Raw genomic sequence first — 19,835 nt, forward strand, 5'->3', positions numbered from 1 at the left:
ATCCCGGGTCAAGCCCGGGATGACGTCGTGGCTCCACGACAGGGCGATGACCTCTGGGACGAAGGCCCGGTACCAGCCAGGCCTACCAGGGCCGCCGCGGCCCGGTATCGATATGGATCAGTCCGTTCCAGTAGACATGGTTGCCGCCAACCTCGGGCAGGGCGCGCACCCATTCCAGCACCAGCCGCGGCCTGACGCCGGGGACGCGGAAATCCATCGCCTGGCAGCCCTTGTGATAGGAGCCGCGCCGGGCGCGCCAGGGCGGCCGCCAGGTCGAGGTCACCTTCACCGCCCCATATCTGTCGGCGATCTTGCCGAGAATCTGCTTCAGCTCCTGCGGCAGGCAGGCGATCGAGGTGCCGGGGTCGGTCGAGATGCCCGGCCGTTCCGCCTTCTCGTTCGGATCGAAATCCGGCTCGGCGCCGGCCTTCTGGCCGGGCGTCAGCTTCGGCCACTCGACGCCCTCGTCGTCATCCGGCTCGCCGGGCTGGGGTGGGGTGGCCGCGGCGGGCGGGGTTTCCGGCGCCGGCGTCGCGGGCGGCGTCTCCTGGGAAGAGGCAGGCGCGGGCGTATCGGGCGCAGACGCCCGCGGCGTCGGCGGCGGCACGATGATCGGTGGCAGCTTCGGCGTGCCTTCCAGGTCGAGATCGAACGGGCGCTGCGGCGGCAGCGGGGCGCGCATCGGCTCGCCCTCCTGCGCGCAGACCGCGGCTGTCGAAAGCAGCAGGGTGAGCGCCGACATGGTCAGCGCACGCGGGAGGCCGGCCCGGCTCATCACGCCGTCGGGCGTCCGCAGAAAAAGGGCTGACGGGCGAGGCGGGGATCACGAAACATCGAAGGCCTTTCGGGAAGAAGCACTCGCGCAGCCGGCAACGATTCGGCAGGGTGAACGGATGATTGCCGCTGCCGCATGCCGAAAGCAGGCGATTTTGTCGGATTTTCGCCGCTGCTCTGCAGGGCGAGGGCGGGACATGGCCAGATTTTGCCCTAATCTGCGCTGGGTTCAACCCGGATACGGCGATTGTGCGGCGCGGCGGAGTCTTGCTTCATTCTAATCGAGGGTCTAAGCGACTGGGACAGCGAGCCGCGCCACGGCCGCCTGAAATGAGTTCGACCATGCAAGCTGCCTCGGTGCCTTCCATCCTGAGCGACTACCTGCCGCTGGTGCTGTTCATCGGCGTCTCGGCGGTGATCGGCCTGGCCCTGCTGATCGCGCCTTTCGCGATCGCCTATTCCAAGCCGGATGCGGAAAAGCTCTCGGCCTATGAGTGCGGCTTCAACGCCTTCGACGATGCGCGCATGAAGTTCGACGTCCGGTTCTATCTGGTCGCGATTCTCTTCATCATCTTCGATCTCGAGGTCGCGTTCCTGTTCCCCTGGGCCGTCGCCTTCGGCGGGCTCGGCTGGTATGGTTTCTGGTCGATGATGATCTTTCTCGGCGTGCTCACCGTGGGTTTCATCTACGAGTGGCGCAAGGGCGCGCTGGAGTGGGACTGAGCGTCGGGTAGGGAAACGGTTTTCCGGTTGCTACCTAACGGTCTGAAAGTTCACGAGGATTAGCTTATGGCAGTCACAGCGATCGATCGTGGTGATCCGCTCGTCGCGCAGGCGCCGAGGGGTTTGCTCGGTCCCGACGGCAAGCCGCTGGGGGCGCGTGATCCGTTCTTCGTCGAGATCAACAACGAGCTCGCCGACAAGGGCTTCCTCGTCACCGCGACGGACGACCTGATCAACTGGGCCCGCACCGGCTCGCTGATGTGGATGACCTTCGGCCTGGCCTGCTGCGCCGTCGAGATGATGCAGCTCTCGATGCCGCGCTACGATGTCGAGCGCTTCGGCTTCGCGCCGCGCGCCTCACCGCGCCAGTCGGACGTGATGATCGTCGCGGGCACGCTGACCAACAAGATGGCTCCCGCTCTGCGCAAGGTCTACGACCAGATGCCGGAGCCGCGCTACGTCATCTCGATGGGCTCCTGCGCCAATGGCGGCGGCTACTACCACTACAGCTACTCGGTGGTGCGCGGCTGCGACCGCATCGTCCCGATCGACATCTATGTCCCGGGCTGCCCGCCGACGGCCGAGGCGCTGCTTTACGGCGTCCTTCTGCTGCAGAAGAAGATCCGCCGCACCGGCACGATCGAGCGCTGAGCGCTCCGTCGGTCGATGCTGCAGGCGATGAAGGTGAGACGATGAGCGAAGCGCTCGTACAACTCGGCGAAGAGATCAAGGCCGCGCTGCCCGGCGCGGTGACGGAGGCGGTCGTCGCCTTCGAGGAGCTCACTGTTCATGCCGAGGCGGCCTCGATCGTCGAGGTCCTGCGCACGCTTTACAGCGACCCGCGCTTCCGCTTCGTGAACTTCACCGACCTCGCCGGCGCCGACTACCCCGGCCGCGAGAAGCGCTTCGACGTCGTCTACCATCTGCTGGCGCCGCACCATAACCGCCGCATTCGCGTGAAGGTCCAGACCGACGAGGCGACGCCCGTTCCCTCCGTCATCGAGGTCTTCCCGGCCGCGAACTGGTTCGAGCGCGAGGCCTACGACTTCTACGGCATCCTGTTCTCCGGCCACCCGGACCTGCGCCGCATCCTCACCGATTACGGCTTCGAGGGTTATCCGCTGCGCAAGGACTTCCCGCTGACCGGCTTCGTCGAGGTTCGCTACGACGACGAGCAGAAGCGCGTCGTCTACGAGCCGGTGAAGCTCAACCAGGAATTCCGCAACTTCGATTTCCTCTCGCCCTGGGAAGGCACGGACTATGTGCTGCCGGGCGACGAGAAGGCGAAGGGGGCGTGATGGCGTCCGGCCACCAAACCCTGTCCGGCGGCTGTCTCTGCGGCGCGGTGCGCTTCACCGCGACGCCCGAGAAGCAGGAGATGGATGTCTGCCATTGCGGCATGTGCCGGAAATGGAGCGGCGGCGTCTTCATGGCGGTGCCGTGCTCCGGCGTGTCGGTGGCGGACGAGCAGGCGCTCAGTGTCTATCCGTCGTCCGACTGGGGTGAGCGGGTCTTCTGCAAGACCTGCGGGTCGAGCCTGTTCTGGCGCCTGCGCGAAGGTGCGGACGGCCATGTCGCGGTCGCCTTCCAGGCCTTCGACGACCAATCGTCCTTCGATTTCGTCGCGGAGATATTCATCGATGAAAAGCCGGCGCTCTATGCGTTCGCCGGCGATCGGCCACGGCTGACCGGGGACGAGTTCCTGGCCCGCGTCGCGGCAAAGCAGGGCGGCACGGCATGACCGAGCACAATATCCGCAACTTCTCGATCAATTTCGGCCCGCAGCACCCGGCCGCGCACGGCGTGCTGCGCCTTGTGCTGGAGCTCGACGGCGAGATCGTCGAGCGCGTCGATCCGCATATCGGCCTGCTGCACCGCGGCACCGAGAAGTTGATCGAGGCCAAGACCTATCTCCAGGCCGTGCCCTATTTCGACCGGCTCGACTATGTCGCGCCGATGAACCAGGAGCACGCCTATGCGCTCGCGGTCGAGCGCCTCGTCGGCGTGACCGTGCCGCGCCGCGGCCAGCTCATCCGCGTGCTCTATTCCGAGATCGGCCGCATCCTCTCGCATCTGCTCAACGTCACCACGCAGGCGATGGACGTCGGCGCCCTCACGCCTCCGCTCTGGGGCTTCGAGGAGCGCGAGAAGCTGATGATCTTCTACGAGCGGGCTTGCGGCGCGCGCATGCACGCGGCCTATGTCCGTCCGGGCGGCGTGCATCAGGACATCCCGGTCTCGTTGATCCACGACATCGCCGAGTGGTGCGATCCCTTCCTCAAGGTCTGCGACGACCTCGAAGGCCTGCTCAGCGACAACCGCATCTTCAAGCAGCGCAACGTCGATATCGGCGTCGTCGATCTCGAGACCTGCTGGAAATGGGGCTTCTCGGGCGTGATGGTGCGCGGCTCCGGCGCGCCCTGGGATCTGCGCAAGTCGCAGCCCTACGAGTGCTACGAGGAGATGGAATTCGACATACCCGTCGGCAAGAACGGCGACTGCTTCGACCGCTACCACATCCGCATGGAAGAGATGCGCCAGTCGGTCCGCATCATGAAGCAGTGCTGCGACAAGCTGCTGGCGCCCGATGGCGGCGGCCCGGTCTCCTCGCTCGACGGCAAGATGGTGCCGCCCAAGCGCGGCGAAATGAAGCGCTCGATGGAAGCGCTGATCCACCATTTCAAGCTCTATACCGAGGGCTACAAGGTGCCGGCTGGCGAGGTCTATGCCGCCGTCGAGGCGCCGAAGGGCGAGTTCGGCGTCTATCTGGTCTCCGACGGCACCAACAAGCCCTATCGCTGCAAGATCAAGGCCCCGGGCTTCGCCCATCTCCAGGCCATGGATTTCATGTGCCGCAAGCACATGCTCGCCGACGTCTCCGCGATCCTCGGCTCCCTCGATATCGTCTTTGGTGAGGTGGACCGCTAATGTCCGTCCGTCGTCTCGCACCTGATCCCGTCCAGCCAGCCTCCTTCGCCTTCACCGCGGCGAACGAGAACTGGATCGACCAGCAGATCGCCAAGTATCCGGAAGGCCGCCAGGCTTCTGCCGTCATTCCGCTGCTGTGGAAGGCGCAGGAGCAGGAGGGCTGGGTCTCGCGCGCCGTGATCGAGACCGTCGCCCGGCGCCTCGGCATGGCGCCGATGCGCGTGCTGGAGGTCGCGACCTTCTACACCATGTTCAACCTGCAGCCGGTTGGCGAGTTCTTCGTCCAGCTCTGCGGCACGACGCCCTGCGCGCTGCGCGGCGCGGAAGCGCTGAAGAAGGTCTGCGAGGACGTCATCGGCCCGCAATCGACCGTGACGGCGGACGGCAAGCTGTCCTGGCTCGAAGTCGAGTGCCTGGGCGCCTGCTGCAATGCCCCGATGGCGCAGATCAATGTCGATTATTACGAGGACCTGACGCCGGCGAATTTCCGCCAGCTCCTCGACGATCTCCGCAATGGCCGCGCCGTCAAGCCCGGCCCGCAGAACGGCCGCACCGGCTCCGAGCCGGAAGGCGGCCCGCAGACTCTGGCCGACAAGGCCCTCTATGACGGCTCGATGATCGGCGCCGGCGACTGGCAGAAGCGCATCGCCGAGCAGCGCAAGGCCGCGGCCGAAGCCGCCGTCGCCAAGGCAGCCGCAGAGGCGGAAGCCAAGAAGGCCGCCGAAGCCGAGGCCAAAAAGGCCGAAGCGACGCCTGCCGCCGTTGCCGAGAAGCCTGCGACCGAGACGGCCGCTGCCGCACGCCCGCAGCCCTCGTCGCCGGCCCAGCCCTCCAGCGCCGCGAACGACACGCCGGCTGCCAAGGGCAAGGTCGAGAACAAGGATGTCGCCGAAGCTGCCAAGCCCGCGGCAGCGGACAACAAGCCTGCCGGGACGCCGACAGCGCCGGCACCGGCGGCCGCTGCCGAGAGCAAGCCCGAATTGCTCACTGCCGCGCGCGGCGGCAAGGGCGACGATCTCGAACTGATCTGGGGCGTCGGGCCGAAGCTGGCCAGGATGCTCAACGAGATGGGGGTCTGGCATTACGATCAGATCGCCCAATGGACACCGGCGGAGCTTGCCTGGGTCGATGCACGGCTGACCGGCTTCAAGGGCCGGGCGCTGCGTGACGACTGGATTGCTCAGTCGAAGAAGCTCGCGACGGGTTGGCGCCCGGAGTCGAAGCTTGGCGACAAGCCGGCAGAGTGAGGCACTAGGACATGCTCGCAGATCGCGATCGCATCTTCACCAATCTCTACGGCCTGCATGACCGTACCCTGAAGGGTGCGATCCAGCGCGGCGCCTGGGATGGCACGAAATTCTTGCTGGAGCAGGGCCGGGACTGGATCATCGACGAGATGAAGACCTCCGGCCTGCGCGGCCGTGGCGGCGCCGGCTTCCCGACCGGGCTGAAATGGTCGTTCATGCCCAAGCAGAGCGACGGGCGTCCGCACTATCTCGTCGTCAATGCAGACGAGTCGGAGCCGGGCACCTGCAAGGATCGCGAGATCATGCGCAACGACCCGCATACGCTGGTCGAGGGCTGCCTGATCGCCTCCTTCGCCATGGGCGCGCATGCGGCCTATATCTACATCCGCGGCGAATACATCCGCGAGCGCGAGGCGCTGCAGCGCGCCGTCGACGAGGCCTATGCGGCCAAGTTGATCGGCAAGGACAACGTCCACGGCTATCCCTTTGATCTCTATGTGCATCACGGCGCCGGCGCCTATATCTGCGGCGAAGAGACGGCGCTGCTGGAGAGCCTCGAAGGCAAGAAGGGCATGCCGCGGCTGAAGCCGCCATTCCCGGCCAATATGGGCCTCTATGGCTGCCCGACCACGGTGAATAACGTCGAGTCGATCGCGGTCGCCCCGACCATCCTGCGCCGCGGCGCGAGCTGGTTCTCCTCGCTCGGCACGCCGAACAATGTCGGCACCAAGCTCTTCTGCGTCTCGGGCCATGTGAACAAGCCCTGCAACGTCGAAGAGGCGATGGGCATCCCCTTCCGCGAGCTGATCGACAAGCATTGTGGCGGCATCCGCGGCGGCTGGGACAATCTCAAGGCGGTCATCCCCGGCGGTTCCTCGGTGCGCATGGTTCCGGCCGAGCAGATCATCGACACGCCGATGGATTTCGACTCGCTCTCGAAGCTGCGCTCCGGCCTCGGCACGGCGGCGGTGATCGTGATGGACAAGTCGACCGACATCGTCCGCGCCATCGCCCGCATCAGCCACTTCTACAAGCACGAGAGCTGCGGCCAGTGCACGCCCTGCCGCGAGGGCACGGGCTGGATGTGGCGCGTCATGGAGCGCATGGCCGAGGGCCGCGCCCAGAAGCGCGAGATCGACATGCTGCTCGACGTCACCAAGCAGATCGAGGGCCACACCATCTGCGCGCTCGGCGACGCCGCGGCCTGGCCGATCCAGGGCCTGATCGCGCATTTCCGTCACGAGATCGAGCAGCGCATCGACGACTATGCCGCCAACCCGCACAGCGAGCCTGTGCGCCTGATGGCGGCGGAGTGAGACCATGACGAAACTCCTCATCGACGGCATCGAGGTCGACGTTCCCGCCGAGTACACGGTGCTGCAGGCCTGTGAGGCTGCGGGCGTCGAGGTGCCGCGCTTCTGCTTCCACGAGCGTCTCTCGATCGCCGGCAACTGCCGCATGTGCCTCGTCGAGGTGAAGGGTGGCCCGCCGAAGCCGCAGGCCTCCTGCGCCATCGGCGTGCGCGACCTGCGCCCCGGCCCGAACGGCGAGCCGCCGGTCGTCCTGACCAAATCGCCGATGGTCAAGAAGGCGCGCGAAGGGGTGATGGAGTTCCTGCTCATCAACCATCCGCTCGACTGCCCGATCTGCGACCAGGGCGGCGAGTGCGACCTGCAGGACCAGGCGATGGCCTATGGCGCGGACACCTCGCGCTATGCCGAGAACAAGCGCGCGGTCGAGGACAAGTATATCGGCCCGCTGGTCAAGACGACGATGACGCGCTGCATCCAGTGCACGCGCTGCGTCCGCTTCACCACCGAGGTTGCCGGTGCCTCCGATCTCGGCGCCATCGGCCGCGGCGAGGACATGGAGATCACGACCTATCTCGAGCAGGCGATGTCGTCCGAGCTCCAAAGCAACGTCGTCGATCTCTGCCCGGTCGGCGCGCTGACCTCGAAGCCCTACCAGAACAAGGCCCGGCCCTGGGAGCTCTCCAAGACCGAGAGCATCGACGTGATGGATGCCGTTGGCTCCGCGATCCGCGTCGACTCGCGCGGCAAGGAAGTGATGCGCATCCTGCCCCGCCTCAACGAGGCGGTGAACGAGGAGTGGATCTCGGACAAGACCCGCCATGTCGCGGACGGCCTCAAGACCCAGCGCCTCGACCGGCCCTATATCCGCGAGAATGGCCGCCTGCGTCCGGCGAGCTGGAACGAGGCCTTCGCCGCCATCGCCAGCAAGGTGAAGGCGACCGTCCCTGAGAAGATCGGCGCCATCGCTGGCGATCTCGCCGCGGTCGAGGATATGTTCGCGCTGAAGAGCCTGATCGCTTCGCTCGGCTCAGCCAATCTCGACGCCCGCCAGGACGGCACCAAGCTGCATCCGAAGTTCGGCCGCGCCACGTATGTCCTCAACGCCGGCATCGCCGGCATCGAGGATGCGACCTCGCTGCTGATCATCGGCTCGAACCCGCGCCGCGAGGCGCCGATCCTGAACGCCCGCATCCGCAAGCGCTGGCTGCGTGGCGATCTCAAGGTCAGCGTCATCGGCGAGAAGGCCGACCTGACCTACACCTATGATTATCTCGGCGCCGGTCCGGAGACGCTGGCCGATGTCGTCAAGTCGGCCCAGGCCGCCGGCGGCAAGCCGATGGTGCTGGTCGGGCAGGGCGCTCTTTCCCGCACTGACGGCGAGGCCATCCTCTCGCTCGCCGCCAAGGCGGCGCAGGCGCTCGGCGCTGTCGCCGAAGGCTGGAACGGCTTCGGCGTGATCCACACCGCCGCCGCCCGTGTCGGCGCGCTCGATCTCGGCTTCGTGCCGGGCGAGGGTGGTCTCGACGCGGCCGCGATGGTCAAGCCGGGCGCGCTCGACGTGCTCTTCCTGCTCGGTGCCGACGAGATCGAGGTGCCGGAAGGCGCCTTCGTGATCTACCAGGGCACGCATGGCGACAAGGGCGCGCATCGCGCCGATGTCATCCTGCCGGGGGCGGCCTATACCGAAAAGTCCGGCACCTATGTGAACACGGAAGGCCGTGTGCAGATGGGCGACCGCGCCACCTTCCCGCCGGGCGATGCCCGCGAGGATTGGGCGATCCTGCGCGCGCTCTCGGCGACGCTGGGCAAGACGCTGCCCTTCGACTCGCTCGCCGGCCTGCGCAAGGCGCTCTACGAGGTGCATCCGCATTTCGCGGCGCTGGACAGCCTGCCGGCCAACGACGCTGCGGAGATCGGCAAGCTCGCCGGCCTCGGCGGCAAGACCGACAAGGCGGGTTTCGCGCCCGTCATCGCCGATTTCTATCAGACCAACCCGATCGCGCGTGCCTCCGCCATCATGGCGGAATGCTCGGCGCTGGCCTCCGGCCGGCATCAGCAGGCGGCGGAGTAAGCGGCCATGAACTGGGACCTCGTCCTCGATATCGCGATCATCCTCGGCAAGAGCCTGCTGCTGCTGGTCTGCCTTCTGGTCTTCATCGCCTATATCCTGCTAGCCGACCGCAAGGTCTGGGCGGCGGTGCAGCTCCGCCGGGGCCCGAACGTGGTCGGCCCCTGGGGCCTGTTCCAGAGCTTCGCGGATCTGATCAAGTTCGCGCTCAAGGAGCCGATCATCCCGTCCGGCGCCAACAAGGGCATCTTCCTGCTGGCGCCCTTCATCTCCTGCCTCCTAGCGCTCGGCGCCTGGGCGGTGATTCCGGTAGCGGAAGGCTGGGCGATCGCCGACATCAATGTCGGCGTGCTCTACATCCTCGCGATCTCGTCGCTGGGCGTCTACGGCATCATCATGGCCGGCTGGGCCTCGAACTCGAAATACCCGTTCATGAGCGCGCTGCGCTCGGCGGCGCAGATGGTGTCCTACGAGGTCTCGATCGGCTTCGTCATCATCACCGTTCTGCTCTGCGTCGGCTCGCTGAATCTCTCGGCTGTGGTCGAGGCTCAAGCGAACCGCGGTCTGGCGCACGCGCTCGGCGTGCCGTGGCTCTCGATCCTGAACTGGTACTTCATCCCGCTCTTCCCGATGTTCGTGGTCTTCTTCATCTCGGCGCTGGCCGAGACGAACCGGCCGCCCTTCGATCTGGCCGAGGCGGAATCCGAGCTCGTGGCGGGCTTCATGGTCGAGTATTCCTCGACGCCGTACCTGCTGTTCATGCTCGGCGAATACGTGGCGATCATGACCATGTGCTCGCTGACCACGATCCTCTTCCTCGGTGGCTGGGCTCCTCCGGTCGCGCTGCCGCCCTTCACCTGGCTGCCCGGCGTGTTCTGGTTCGCGCTCAAGGTCTGCCTGGTGTTCTTCATGTTCGCGCTGGTGAAGGCCTTCGTGCCGCGCTACCGCTACGACCAGTTGATGCGCCTGGGCTGGAAGGTCTTCCTGCCGCTCTCGCTCGCTTGCGTGGTGATCGTGGCGCTGGTGCTGCAATTGACGGGCTGGGGCCCGGTGGCTGGATGAGTTGGGCCGGCCCGCTCGGCGCCCTGATCGGCTTCGGGCTGGGCCTGCTGGAATACCGGCTGATCTCGGCCGTGGTGATCGGGGCGCTCCGGCGCACGGATCGCTCGGAGACGCAGGTCGAGAAAGACGATTACGAGCGCCGTATCCGTATCCTGCGGGCGGTGCTGGTTGTGATGACGATCGGCTTGATGCCGACCTTAGGTTTCGTGATCGGCCGGACTGTGTTCGGCTGAGGATGTAAAGGACGAAGGCGATGTCACTCGCGCAAGCCGCAAGGGGCCTGCTGCTGAAGGAGTTCGTCGGGGCGATCGGGCTCTCGATGCGCTATTTCTTCAAGCCGAAGGCGACGCTGAACTACCCGTTCGAAAAGGGCCAGCTCTCGCCGCGCTTCCGTGGCGAGCACGCGCTGCGCCGCTATCCGAACGGCGAGGAGCGCTGCATCGCCTGCAAGCTCTGCGAGGCGATCTGCCCGGCGCAGGCCATCACCATCGAGGCCGGTCCGCGCCGCAACGACGGCACGCGCCGCACCACCCGTTACGACATCGACATGACGAAGTGCATCTACTGCGGCTTCTGCCAGGAAGCCTGCCCGGTCGATGCCATCGTCGAGGGGCCGAATTTCGAGTTCGCGACCGAGACCCGCGAGGAGCTGTTCTATGACAAGGACAAGCTACTCGCGAACGGCGCGCGCTGGGAACGCGAGATCGCGCGCAACATCGCGATGGACGCGCCCTATCGGTAGTTGAAGCGCCGTCATGCTCGGGCTTGACCCGAGCATCTCTTGCCGGAGATTCTCGGGTCAAGCCCGAGAATGACGCCCTTAGAACGAGACCAGACCCGCCGTGCGGTTGTCCCGCCCGGCGGGCCTGATTATAGACGCTCCAAATTGCGCCGGGCTTTTTGAGTCCCGGAGCACGAACCAAACGAGGACCGCGCCGAAAAGGGGCGGGAAGGGCTGGCCGAGATGAATGCCGCAGCGGCTTTCTTCTATCTCTTCGCAGGGGTGACCGTGGCATCCGCCTTCATGGTGGTGACCTCGCGCAATCCCGTGCATTCGGTGCTCTATCTGATCCTGGCCTTCGTCAACGCGGCCGGGCTGTTCATGCTGCTGGGCGCCGAGTTCCTCGCGATGCTGCTGGTCGTCGTCTATGTCGGCGCGGTCGCGGTGCTCTTCCTCTTCGTGGTGATGATGCTCGACGTCGATTTCGCCGAGTTCCGCCAGGGCTTCCTGAACTATCTGCCGATCGGCGCGCTGATCGGCTTCATCTTCGCCGTCGAGCTGCTGCTCGTCGTCGGCGCCTGGGTCATCGATCCGCAGATCGTCAAGGCGCCGGTCGCCGCGATCCCGGCCGGCATCTCGAACACCGAGGCGCTCGGCCGCGTGCTCTACACCCAGTATGTCTACTACTTCCAGGCGGCCGGCCTCGTGCTGCTCGTTGCCATGATCGGCGCGATCGTCCTGACCCTGCGCGACCGTCCCGGCATCAAGCGCCAGCACGTCCCGACGCAGAACGCCCGGACCAAGGACGCGGCGATGGCGGTCAAGCAGGTGCCCTCGCGCGCCGGTGTCCCCGAGGAGATGGCGTGATGACGATCGGACTGGGCCATTATCTCGCCGTCAGCGCCATCCTGTTCACGCTCGGCGTGCTCGGCATCTTCCTCAACCGCAAGAACGTCATCGTCATCCTGATGTCGGTCGAGCTCATCCTGCTCTCGGTCAACATCAACTTCGTCGCCTTCTCGAGCTTCCTGAACGACATCGTCGGCCAGGTCTTCGCGCTGCTGGTGCTCACGGTGGCGGCGGCTGAGGCCGCGATCGGCCTCGCCATTCTCGTCGTCTACTTCCGCAACCGCGGCACGATCGCGGTGGAAGACATCAACATGATGAAAGGCTGAGCGCACCCACGCGCCTGGACCTCACTGCCATGTATCACGCGATCGTCTTCCTCCCTCTCATCGGCTTCCTGATCGCCGGCCTGTTCGGCCGGCTGATCGGCGCGCGCGGCTCCGAGATCGTCACGACCTCGCTGCTGATGGTCTCCGCCGCCCTGTCCTGGGTCGCGCTCACCCAGGTCGGCTTCGGCTCCGGCACGACCCGCGTGCAGGTCGCCAGCTGGATCTCGTCGGGCCAGCTCCAGGTCGACTGGGCCTTCCGCATCGATACGCTGACGGCGGTGATGCTGGTCGTGGTCAACACGGTCTCCAGCCTCGTGCACCTCTATTCGATCGGCTACATGCACGAGGACGAGCATCGCTCGCGTTTCTTCGCCTATCTCTCGCTCTTCACCTTCGCCATGCTGATGCTGGTGACGGCCGATAATCTCCTGCAGATGTTCTTCGGCTGGGAAGGCGTCGGTCTCGCCTCCTACCTGCTGATCGGCTTCTGGTATCAGAAGCCTTCGGCCAATGCGGCTGCGATGAAGGCCTTCATCGTCAACCGCGTCGGCGATTTCGGCTTCCTGCTCGGCATCTTCCTGATCTTCGTGCTGTTCGGGGCCGTCACCTTCGACGCGATCTTCCCGCGCGCCGGCGAGATGGTGAGCCAGAGCTTCCGCTTCCTCGGCTATGACTGGAACGCGCTGACCCTGACCTGCCTGCTGCTCTTCATGGGCGCGATGGGCAAGTCGGCGCAGTTCCTGCTGCACACCTGGCTGCCGGACGCGATGGAAGGCCCGACCCCGGTTTCGGCCCTCATCCATGCCGCGACCATGGTCACCGCCGGCGTGTTCATGGTGGCCCGCCTGTCGCCGCTCTTCGAATACGCGCCGGTCGCACTCACCGTCGTCGTCGTCATCGGTGCCACCACCGCCTTCTTCGCGGCGACGGTCGGCCTCGTGCAGAACGACATCAAGCGGGTCATCGCCTATTCGACCTGCTCGCAGCTCGGCTACATGTTCGTCGCGCTCGGCGTCGGCAACTATGGCGCCGGCATCTTCCATCTCTTCACCCACGCCTTCTTCAAGGCGCTGCTGTTCCTCGGCGCCGGCTCCGTCATCCACGCGATGCATCACGAGCAGGACATGCGCCACATGGGCGGCCTCCGGAAGCACATCCCGCTGACCGCCGCCGCGATGACGATCGGAACGCTGGCCCTGACCGGCGTCGGCATCCCCGGCACGATCTTCGGCTTCGCCGGTTTCTTCTCGAAGGATGCGATCATCGAGAGCGCGTATGCCGCCCACACCGGCGCCGCGATGAGCTATGCCTTCCCGCTGCTGGTCATCGCCGCCTGCATGACCTCGTTTTACTCCTGGCGTCTGTATTTCATGACCTTCGAGGGCAAGCCGCGCTGGGGCCAAGGCCATGACGCGCACGGCCACGGCCATGATGACCACACCCATGCCGCCCATGGTCACGACGATCACGCGCATGGTCATGACGATCACGGCCATGGCCACGGTCACACGCCGCATGAGAGCCCCTGGGTGATGCTGATCCCGCTCGCCGTGCTGTCGCTTGGTGCGGTCCTGGCCGGCGTCGTGTTCAAGGAAGCCTTCATCGGCCACGACTTCGAGCATTTCTGGAAGTCGGCCCTGTTCATGGGCAAGGACAACCACATCCTGCACGCGATGCATGAGGTGCCGAAGCTGGTGGCCTGGTCGCCCTTCATCGCGATGGTGATCGGCTTCGTGCTGGCCTACTACATGTATGTCCGCCGCCCGGACGTGCCCGGCAAGCTCGCCGCCGCCAACCCGGTTCTGTACCAGTTCCTGCTCAACAAGTGGTATTTCGACGAGCTCTACGACTTCCTGTTCGTGCGCCCGGCGAAATGGCTCGGCCGCTTCCTCTGGAAGAAGGGCGACGGCTTCGTCATCGACGGCTTCGGTCCTGACGGCGTCTCGGCCCGCGTGGTCGACGTCACCAATCGGGTGGTCCGGCTGCAGACCGGCTATCTCTATCACTATGCCTTCGCCATGCTCATCGGTGTCGCTGGGCTCGTGACCTGGTATCTCGTGGCGCGCGGGTGAGATGATGTCCTTCTTCGGCTTCGGTATCCTCACCGGTCTTCTCGTCCTGCCGCTGGTCGGCGCCATCCTGATCCTCGTCCAGCGCGGCGATCAGTCGGCCGTCGATTCCAATGCGCGCTGGATCGCGCTGTTCACGACGGTCCTGACCTTCGCCCTCGCCTGTGTCGCCTGGGGCCGGTTCGACACGGCCAATCCCGGCTTCCAGATGGTCGAGACCCATGCCTGGGTCTCGGAGGCCATCAAGTTCAAGCTCGGCGTCGACGGCTTCTCCTTCCCCTTCATCGTTCTGACGGCGTTCCTGATGCCGTTCTGCATCGTCGCGTCCTGGACCTCGGTCGAGAAGCGCGTGCGCGAGTACATGATCGCGTTCCTGGTGCTGGAAGCGCTGATGATCGGCGTCTTCGCAGCGCTCGACCTCGTGCTGTTCTACCTGTTCTTCGAGGCAGGCCTGATCCCGATGTTCCTGATCATCGGCATCTGGGGCGGCAAGCGGCGCGTCTACGCCTCCTACAAGTTCTTCCTCTACACGCTGCTCGGCTCGGTCCTGATGCTGCTGGCCGTGATGGCGATGTACTGGAACGCCGGCACCACCGACATCCCGACGCTGCTCGCGCACAGGTTCCCGTCGCAGATGCAGACCTGGCTGTGGCTCGCCTTCTTCGCCTCCTTCGCGGTGAAGATGCCGATGTGGCCGGTCCATACCTGGCTGCCCGACGCTCACGTCGAGGCGCCGACCGCCGGCTCCGTCGTGCTGGCGGCGATCCTGCTGAAGATGGGCGGCTACGGCTTCATCCGTTTCTCGATCCCGATGTTCCCGGAAGCCTCGGCGCTGTTTGCGCCGCTGGTCTTCGCCCTCTCCGTCGTCGCCATCGTCTACACCTCGCTGGTGGCGCTGATGCAGGAGGACATGAAGAAGCTGATCGCCTATTCCTCGGTCGCCCATATGGGCTTCGTGACGATGGGCCTCTTCACCCTGACGCCGCAGGGCATCCAGGGCGCGATGTTCCAGATGGTCAGCCACGGGCTGGTCTCCGGCGCGCTCTTCCTCTGCGTCGGCGTGATCTACGATCGCATGCATACCCGCGAGATCGCGGCCTATGGCGGCCTGGTGAACCGGATGCCGGCCTATGCCGTCGTCTTCATGGTCTTCACCATGGCCAATGTCGGCCTGCCCGGCACGGCCGGCTTCGTCGGCGAGTTCCTGACGCTGCTCGGCGCCTTCCGCGCCAATCCCTGGGTGGCGTTCTTCGCGACCTCCGGCGTCATCCTCTCGGCCGCTTATGCGCTCTGGCTCTATCGCCGCGTCGTGTTCGGCGAACTCGTCAAGCCGGAGCTGAAGGACATCAAGGACCTGAACATGCGCGAATACGTGACGCTGGTCCCGCTCGTCCTGCTGACGATCTGGTACGGCATCCAGCCGCACCAGATCCTCGACGCCTTCGCGGCGCCGACCGAAGCGCTCATCAAGAACTATCAGGCAGCTCTCGCCGTCGCCAAGACGGCGCTGGCGGCCGCGCAGTAAGGTCTCGTCATGGCTCTGCCCGCTCTCGGCCCGGCCCTGCCGGAAATCATCCTCGCCCTCGGCGCCATCGCGATGGTGCTGGTCGGCGCGATCCAGGGCGAGCGCTCGACGCGCCTGCTCGAAGGGCTGGCGCTGGCACTGCTCGCGGTCGCGCTGGTCATGGTCGTCTCCGGCACCGGCAAGCTGCTGACCTTCAATAATGGCTTCATCGTCGACGGCTTCGCCCGCTTCATGAAGGTCTTGACGCTGCTTGGCGCGGGTGCCGCGATCCTGCTCTCGGCCGATACGCTGCGCCGCCAGGGCACGATGCGCTTCGAGTTCCCGATCCTCGTCGTGCTCTCGACCATCGGCATGATGATGATGATCTCGGCCAACGATCTCATCAGCCTCTATGTCGGCCTGGAGCTGCAGTCGCTGGCGCTCTATGTCGTCGCCGCCTTCGACCGCGACAACGCCAAGTCCACCGAGGCCGGCCTGAAGTACTTCGTGCTCGGCGCGCTCTCCTCCGGCATGCTGCTCTATGGCGGCTCGCTGGTCTATGGCTTCACCGGCACCGTCACCTTCCCGGGCATCGCGGCTGCGACGGCCGGCGGCCATGCCGGCCTTGGCCTGATCTTCGGCATCGTCTTCATCGCGGCCGGCGTCGCCTTCAAGATCTCGGCCGTGCCGTTCCACATGTGGACGCCGGACGTCTATGAAGGCGCGCCGACCCCGGTCGCCGCCTTCTTCGCCTCGGCGCCGAAGATGGCCGCCATGGCGATGGTGATCCGTGTCTTCATCGGCGCGTTCCCGGGCGCGATCCATGACTGGCGCCAGATCATCGTCTTCATCTCGATCGCCTCGATGGCGCTCGGCGCCTTCGCCGCGATCGGCCAGACCAACATCAAGCGCCTGCTCGCCTATTCCTCGATCGCGAACATGGGTTATGCGCTGGTCGGCCTCGCCGCCGGCACGGCCGAGGGCGTGCAGGGCGTGATGACCTATATGGCGATCTATCTCGCCACGACGCTCGCCGCCTTCGCCTGCGTGCTGATGATGCGCCGCGACGGCAAGCTGGTCGAGGATATCTCGGAGCTCGCCGGCCTGTCCCGCACCAATGGCTGGATGGCCTTCGCGATGGCGATGATGATGTTCTCGCTCGCCGGCATCCCGCCGCTCGCCGGCTTCTGGGCGAAATGGTACGTCTTCCTCGCCGCGATCAACGCCAAGCTCTATGTGCTCGCCGTCATCGGCGTGCTGACGAGCGTGGTCGGCGCCTATTACTATCTGCGCCTCGTCAAGGTGATGTATTTCGACGAGCCGAAGCCGGCCTTCGAGAAGGCGGATCTCGGCGTGCGCACGGTGCTGCTGATCTCGGCGCTGTTCGTGCTGGTGCTCTCGCTGGTTCCCGCACCGCTTTTCGACTCTGCGGCCGCCGCGGCGAAGTCGCTGTTCTGAGTTGACGGCGCGTGCTCGGTGAGGCCGCTCGCGCCGCGGGCTATCGTCTGATCGTCCGCGACGAGGTCGGCTCCACCATGGAGGAGGCCCGTCGCGCGCTCGACCAGGGCGAGCCGGGCAAGCTCTGGATCGTCGCCCGCAGCCAGAATGCCGGCCGTGGTCGCCATGGCCGGCAATGGGGCTCGCCCGCCGGCAATCTCTACGCCAGCCTGTTGCTGACCGATCCGTGCGAGCCGGCACTAGCGCCGCAGCTTGGCTTCGTCGTGGGCCTCGCCCTGCACGATGCCGCTGCGAAGCTGCTCGGCCCGGCCGCCTCCGACCTCCGGCTGAAATGGCCGAACGACCTCTTGCTCGACCGTGCCAAGACCTCCGGCCTGCTGCTCGAGGGCGAGAGCCGGGCAGGGCGCTTCAACGTCATCGTCGGCTGCGGCGTCAACATCTCCTCTTGCCCGACGGACACGCCTTACCCCGCGACCTTTCTCAAGGCCGTGGCGCCGCAGGCCAATGTCGAGACGATGCTGACGGGCTTGAGCGACGCCTTTGCCCAGCGCTTTGCCATCTGGTCGCAACCCGGCGGTTTTGGCCCGACCCGCGCCGCCTGGCTGGAGCGCGCCGCCTTCCTCGGCGAGACCATCACCATCCGCCTGCCCGAAGGGCCACTCACCGGCATCTTCATCGGTCTCGACCCGACCGGGCGCCTCGAACTCGAAACCGCAAACGGCCGACGCCTGATCGACGCCGGCGACCTGTTTTTCGGAGCGCCCTGACCAGTGGTGCCACGCTGGTATGCTGCGCTACGACCATGCTAAAGGACATTCCCCGGTTTAACGCGGTCATCCCGGGCGGCCGAAGGACGACCCGGGATCCATGCCGGAACGCCGACCGGAAAGGTTCCGGCATGGATCCCGGATCTTCGCTTCGCTCCGTCCGGGATGACCCGCGTTTTCCGAAACGATTTCCAGGAAGCCGCTACCGGCATGCGATGATGCATGCTGCGGGCGGCTGCCCGTGCCTGCAGGAATTCCAGTGACCCGCTCCTCCGACCAACTCGTCTTCGTTCCCCTCGGCGGCCTCGGCGAGATCGGCATGAACGCCGCTCTCTACGGCTTCGGGCCCGAGGGTAGGCGAAAGTGGATTCTCGTCGATTGCGGCCTGTCCTTCGCCGGGCCGGAGGCGCCGGGCGTCGATATCGTCCTGCCCGACCTGCGCTACATCATCGAGGAACGGGCGAACCTCCTCGGCATCGTCATCACCCACGCCCATGAGGACCATATCGGCGCTCTCGCGGCGCTCTGGCCGAGCTTGCGCGCGCCGGTCTACTGCACGCGCTTCGCCGCCGGCCTGCTCGCGACCCGCCGCCTCTCCGAGCCGGGCGCGCCGAATGTCGAGATCAACGTCGTGCCGCAGGGCGGGGCGATCACGCTCGGCCCCTTCGACATCGAATTCGTGCCGGTGGCCCACTCGATCCCGGAATCGAACGCGCTCGCGATCCGTACGCCTGCCGGCCTCGTCGTCCATACCGGCGACTGGAAGATCGACCCGACCCCGCGCGTCGGCCTGCCGACCGACGAGAAGCGCCTGCGCGAGCTCGGCGAGGAGGGCGTGCTGGCACTGGTCTGCGACTCGACCAACGTCATGCGCGACGGCACGAGCCCGAGCGAGGCCGATGTCGCCGCCAAGATGAAGGAACTCGTCGCCTCGGCGCCGGGGCGCGTCGCCGTCACCACCTTCGCCTCCAATGTCGCGCGCCTGCGGGCCGTTGCGGAAGCCGCGATGGCCAGCGACCGCGAGGTCGTGGTCGTCGGCCGCGCCATGGACCGCGTCATCGATGTCGCCCGCGAATGCGGCTATCTCGACGGCATCCCCGGTTTCCGCCCCGTCGATGCCTATGGCTACCTGCCGCGTGACAAGGTCGTGGCGCTGGTCACCGGCAGCCAGGGCGAGCCGCGCGCTGCGCTTTCGCGCATCGCTTCGGACGATCATCCCGAGATCGCGCTCTCGCCCGGCGACCGCGTGATCTTCTCGTCGCGCACCATCCCCGGCAACGAGAAGGCGGTCGGCAACATCCTGAACGCGCTCGCCCGCGACAAGATCGAGATCATCACGGACCGGACCCATCTGGTCCATGTCTCCGGCCATCCGCGCCGCGAGGAGATGGCGCGGCTTTATGGCTGGCTGAAGCCGCAGATCGCGATCCCCGCCCATGGCGAGGACCTGCATCTGGCCGAGCATGAAACCTTCGCCCGCAGCCTCGGCGTCAAGCACGTCCTGCGCGCCGGCAATGGCGATGTCGTCGCGATCTCGGCCGAGGGCGCCCGCAAGGTCGACGAGGTCCGGCATGGCCGGCTCTATCAGGACGGCTCGCTGCTGGTGAACGCTCTTGAGAAGACCATTCAGGAGCGCCGCCGCCTGTCCTTCGCCGGCATCGTCTCGATCGCGGTTGCCATCGACGACAAGGGCGGTATCGCCGGCGAGCCGGAGATCGCCGTGCTCGGCCTGCCGCCGCGCACGCTCGGCGGCATCGATTTCGACGAATATGTCGCCGATACCGTCGGCGATCTCCTCGACAATATCCCCAAGGCCCGCCGCCGCGACCCCGAGGCCCTGCGCAATGCGCTGGAGCGTGGCGTGCGCAGCGCGGTCAACGAGGAGTGGGGCAAGAAGCCGCTGGTGCATGCGCTCGTGGTCGAGGTGTAGAGTACGGCCTGTATGAACTGTGCGCCGTCATCCCGGGCTCAAGCGTAGCGAAGACCCGGGATCGATGCCGGAACGGTTCAGGCATGGATCCCGGAT

Annotated in this window: 19 protein-coding genes; 18 read left to right on the forward strand and 1 reads right to left on the reverse strand. The window is 66.1% G+C overall.

Annotation, left to right across the window (positions count from 1 at the left end; genetic code table 11):
- Positions 1–82: 82 nt before the first annotated feature.
- The gene (locus ACFJGT_RS09055; protein ID WP_377848066.1) at positions 83–775 is read right to left on the reverse strand and encodes a YcbK family protein; all 693 of its coding nucleotides are present in this window, start codon (positions 773–775) and stop codon (positions 83–85) included.
- Positions 776–1,116: 341 nt separating this feature from the next.
- Between ACFJGT_RS09055 and ACFJGT_RS09060 the strand changes: the two genes are divergently transcribed.
- From ACFJGT_RS09060 to ACFJGT_RS09145, 18 genes are all read left to right on the forward strand, one after another.
- A complete protein-coding gene (locus tag ACFJGT_RS09060) occupies positions 1,117–1,497 on the forward strand; it encodes an NADH-quinone oxidoreductase subunit A (protein ID WP_210339989.1) in 381 nt (126 codons plus the stop codon).
- A 66-nt stretch (positions 1,498–1,563) separates the two neighbouring features.
- Positions 1,564–2,148, forward strand: a complete 585-nt coding sequence (locus ACFJGT_RS09065) for an NADH-quinone oxidoreductase subunit B family protein (protein ID WP_173046135.1) — start codon at positions 1,564–1,566, stop codon at positions 2,146–2,148.
- Positions 2,149–2,189: 41 nt separating this feature from the next.
- A complete protein-coding gene (locus ACFJGT_RS09070; RefSeq protein WP_377848070.1) occupies positions 2,190–2,795 on the forward strand; it encodes an NADH-quinone oxidoreductase subunit C in 606 nt (201 codons plus the stop codon).
- The gene (locus tag ACFJGT_RS09075) at positions 2,795–3,238 is read left to right on the forward strand and encodes a GFA family protein (RefSeq protein ID WP_377848072.1); all 444 of its coding nucleotides are present in this window, start codon (positions 2,795–2,797) and stop codon (positions 3,236–3,238) included. Before ACFJGT_RS09070 ends, ACFJGT_RS09075 begins: the two co-directional genes overlap by 1 nt.
- Positions 3,235–4,425: an NADH-quinone oxidoreductase subunit D gene (locus ACFJGT_RS09080; RefSeq protein ID WP_199092713.1), complete on the forward strand. Its 1,191-nt coding sequence runs from the start codon at positions 3,235–3,237 to the stop codon at positions 4,423–4,425. Before ACFJGT_RS09075 ends, ACFJGT_RS09080 begins: the two co-directional genes overlap by 4 nt.
- Positions 4,425–5,672, forward strand: coding sequence for an NADH-quinone oxidoreductase subunit NuoE (nuoE, locus tag ACFJGT_RS09085; protein WP_377848076.1), 1,248 nt, complete (start codon positions 4,425–4,427; stop codon positions 5,670–5,672). The genes ACFJGT_RS09080 and nuoE overlap by 1 nt, the downstream gene beginning before the upstream one ends.
- Before the next feature lie 11 nt (positions 5,673–5,683).
- Positions 5,684–6,988, forward strand: coding sequence for an NADH-quinone oxidoreductase subunit NuoF (gene nuoF / locus ACFJGT_RS09090; RefSeq protein ID WP_377848078.1), 1,305 nt, complete (start codon positions 5,684–5,686; stop codon positions 6,986–6,988).
- A 4-nt stretch (positions 6,989–6,992) separates the two neighbouring features.
- Positions 6,993–9,056, forward strand: a complete 2,064-nt coding sequence (gene nuoG, locus ACFJGT_RS09095; RefSeq protein WP_377848081.1) for an NADH-quinone oxidoreductase subunit NuoG — start codon at positions 6,993–6,995, stop codon at positions 9,054–9,056.
- A gap of 6 nt (positions 9,057–9,062) precedes the next feature.
- Positions 9,063–10,115, forward strand: a complete 1,053-nt coding sequence (gene nuoH, locus ACFJGT_RS09100; RefSeq protein ID WP_047575231.1) for an NADH-quinone oxidoreductase subunit NuoH — start codon at positions 9,063–9,065, stop codon at positions 10,113–10,115.
- Positions 10,112–10,348, forward strand: a complete 237-nt coding sequence (locus tag ACFJGT_RS09105; protein WP_377848084.1) for a hypothetical protein — start codon at positions 10,112–10,114, stop codon at positions 10,346–10,348. The genes nuoH and ACFJGT_RS09105 overlap by 4 nt, the downstream gene beginning before the upstream one ends.
- A gap of 20 nt (positions 10,349–10,368) precedes the next feature.
- Entirely contained in the window at positions 10,369–10,857 is a 489-nt protein-coding gene (nuoI, locus tag ACFJGT_RS09110; protein ID WP_038367698.1) for an NADH-quinone oxidoreductase subunit NuoI, read from the forward strand.
- Positions 10,858–11,079: 222 nt separating this feature from the next.
- Positions 11,080–11,703 carry an NADH-quinone oxidoreductase subunit J gene (locus ACFJGT_RS09115; protein WP_047575213.1) on the forward strand — a complete coding sequence of 208 codons (624 nt, stop codon included), beginning with the start codon at positions 11,080–11,082 and terminating at the stop codon, positions 11,701–11,703.
- Positions 11,703–12,011 carry an NADH-quinone oxidoreductase subunit NuoK gene (nuoK, locus tag ACFJGT_RS09120; RefSeq protein WP_377848086.1) on the forward strand — a complete coding sequence of 103 codons (309 nt, stop codon included), beginning with the start codon at positions 11,703–11,705 and terminating at the stop codon, positions 12,009–12,011. Before ACFJGT_RS09115 ends, nuoK begins: the two co-directional genes overlap by 1 nt.
- A gap of 29 nt (positions 12,012–12,040) precedes the next feature.
- The gene (nuoL, locus tag ACFJGT_RS09125) at positions 12,041–14,083 is read left to right on the forward strand and encodes an NADH-quinone oxidoreductase subunit L (RefSeq protein WP_377848088.1); all 2,043 of its coding nucleotides are present in this window, start codon (positions 12,041–12,043) and stop codon (positions 14,081–14,083) included.
- Between the two features lies 1 nt (position 14,084).
- Positions 14,085–15,605 (forward strand): NADH-quinone oxidoreductase subunit M, encoded by a 1,521-nt coding sequence (locus tag ACFJGT_RS09130; RefSeq protein ID WP_377848090.1) that lies wholly within the window; start codon positions 14,085–14,087, stop codon positions 15,603–15,605.
- Between the two features lie 9 nt (positions 15,606–15,614).
- Positions 15,615–17,042, forward strand: a complete 1,428-nt coding sequence (gene nuoN / locus ACFJGT_RS09135) for an NADH-quinone oxidoreductase subunit NuoN (protein WP_377848093.1) — start codon at positions 15,615–15,617, stop codon at positions 17,040–17,042.
- 11 nt (positions 17,043–17,053) lie between these two features.
- Complete coding sequence (locus tag ACFJGT_RS09140; RefSeq protein ID WP_377848095.1) at positions 17,054–17,809, forward strand: biotin--[acetyl-CoA-carboxylase] ligase; 756 nt, start codon at positions 17,054–17,056, stop codon at positions 17,807–17,809.
- 259 nt (positions 17,810–18,068) lie between these two features.
- On the forward strand, positions 18,069–19,739 hold the full coding sequence (locus tag ACFJGT_RS09145) for a ribonuclease J (protein ID WP_377848097.1): 1,671 nt from the start codon (positions 18,069–18,071) through the stop codon (positions 19,737–19,739).
- Positions 19,740–19,835 lie beyond the last annotated feature (96 nt).

It is taken from the genome of Allobosea sp. UC22_33 (genome assembly GCF_042700715.1).
GTDB lineage: Bacteria > Pseudomonadota > Alphaproteobacteria > Rhizobiales > Beijerinckiaceae > Allobosea.

Bases quoted from the DNA above. Each gene is read 5' to 3' on its own strand.
- ACFJGT_RS09060 (WP_210339989.1), top strand. From the start codon at position 1,117: ATGCAAGCTGCCTCGGTGCCTTCCATCCTGAGCGACTACCTGCCGCTG.
- ACFJGT_RS09105 (WP_377848084.1), top strand. From the start codon at position 10,112: ATGAGTTGGGCCGGCCCGCTCGGCGCCCTGATCGGCTTCGGGCTGGGC.
- nuoI (WP_038367698.1), top strand. From the start codon at position 10,369: ATGTCACTCGCGCAAGCCGCAAGGGGCCTGCTGCTGAAGGAGTTCGTC.
- nuoL (WP_377848088.1), top strand. From the start codon at position 12,041: ATGTATCACGCGATCGTCTTCCTCCCTCTCATCGGCTTCCTGATCGCC.
- ACFJGT_RS09065 (WP_173046135.1), top strand. From the start codon at position 1,564: ATGGCAGTCACAGCGATCGATCGTGGTGATCCGCTCGTCGCGCAGGCG.
- ACFJGT_RS09115 (WP_047575213.1), top strand. From the start codon at position 11,080: ATGAATGCCGCAGCGGCTTTCTTCTATCTCTTCGCAGGGGTGACCGTG.
- ACFJGT_RS09055 (WP_377848066.1), bottom strand. From the start codon at position 775: ATGAGCCGGGCCGGCCTCCCGCGTGCGCTGACCATGTCGGCGCTCACC.
- nuoN (WP_377848093.1), top strand. From the start codon at position 15,615: ATGGCTCTGCCCGCTCTCGGCCCGGCCCTGCCGGAAATCATCCTCGCC.
- ACFJGT_RS09130 (WP_377848090.1), top strand. From the start codon at position 14,085: ATGATGTCCTTCTTCGGCTTCGGTATCCTCACCGGTCTTCTCGTCCTG.
- nuoF (WP_377848078.1), top strand. From the start codon at position 5,684: ATGCTCGCAGATCGCGATCGCATCTTCACCAATCTCTACGGCCTGCAT.
- ACFJGT_RS09075 (WP_377848072.1), top strand. From the start codon at position 2,795: ATGGCGTCCGGCCACCAAACCCTGTCCGGCGGCTGTCTCTGCGGCGCG.
- ACFJGT_RS09070 (WP_377848070.1), top strand. From the start codon at position 2,190: ATGAGCGAAGCGCTCGTACAACTCGGCGAAGAGATCAAGGCCGCGCTG.
- nuoK (WP_377848086.1), top strand. From the start codon at position 11,703: ATGACGATCGGACTGGGCCATTATCTCGCCGTCAGCGCCATCCTGTTC.
- nuoG (WP_377848081.1), top strand. From the start codon at position 6,993: ATGACGAAACTCCTCATCGACGGCATCGAGGTCGACGTTCCCGCCGAG.
- nuoE (WP_377848076.1), top strand. From the start codon at position 4,425: ATGTCCGTCCGTCGTCTCGCACCTGATCCCGTCCAGCCAGCCTCCTTC.
- nuoH (WP_047575231.1), top strand. From the start codon at position 9,063: ATGAACTGGGACCTCGTCCTCGATATCGCGATCATCCTCGGCAAGAGC.
- ACFJGT_RS09080 (WP_199092713.1), top strand. From the start codon at position 3,235: ATGACCGAGCACAATATCCGCAACTTCTCGATCAATTTCGGCCCGCAG.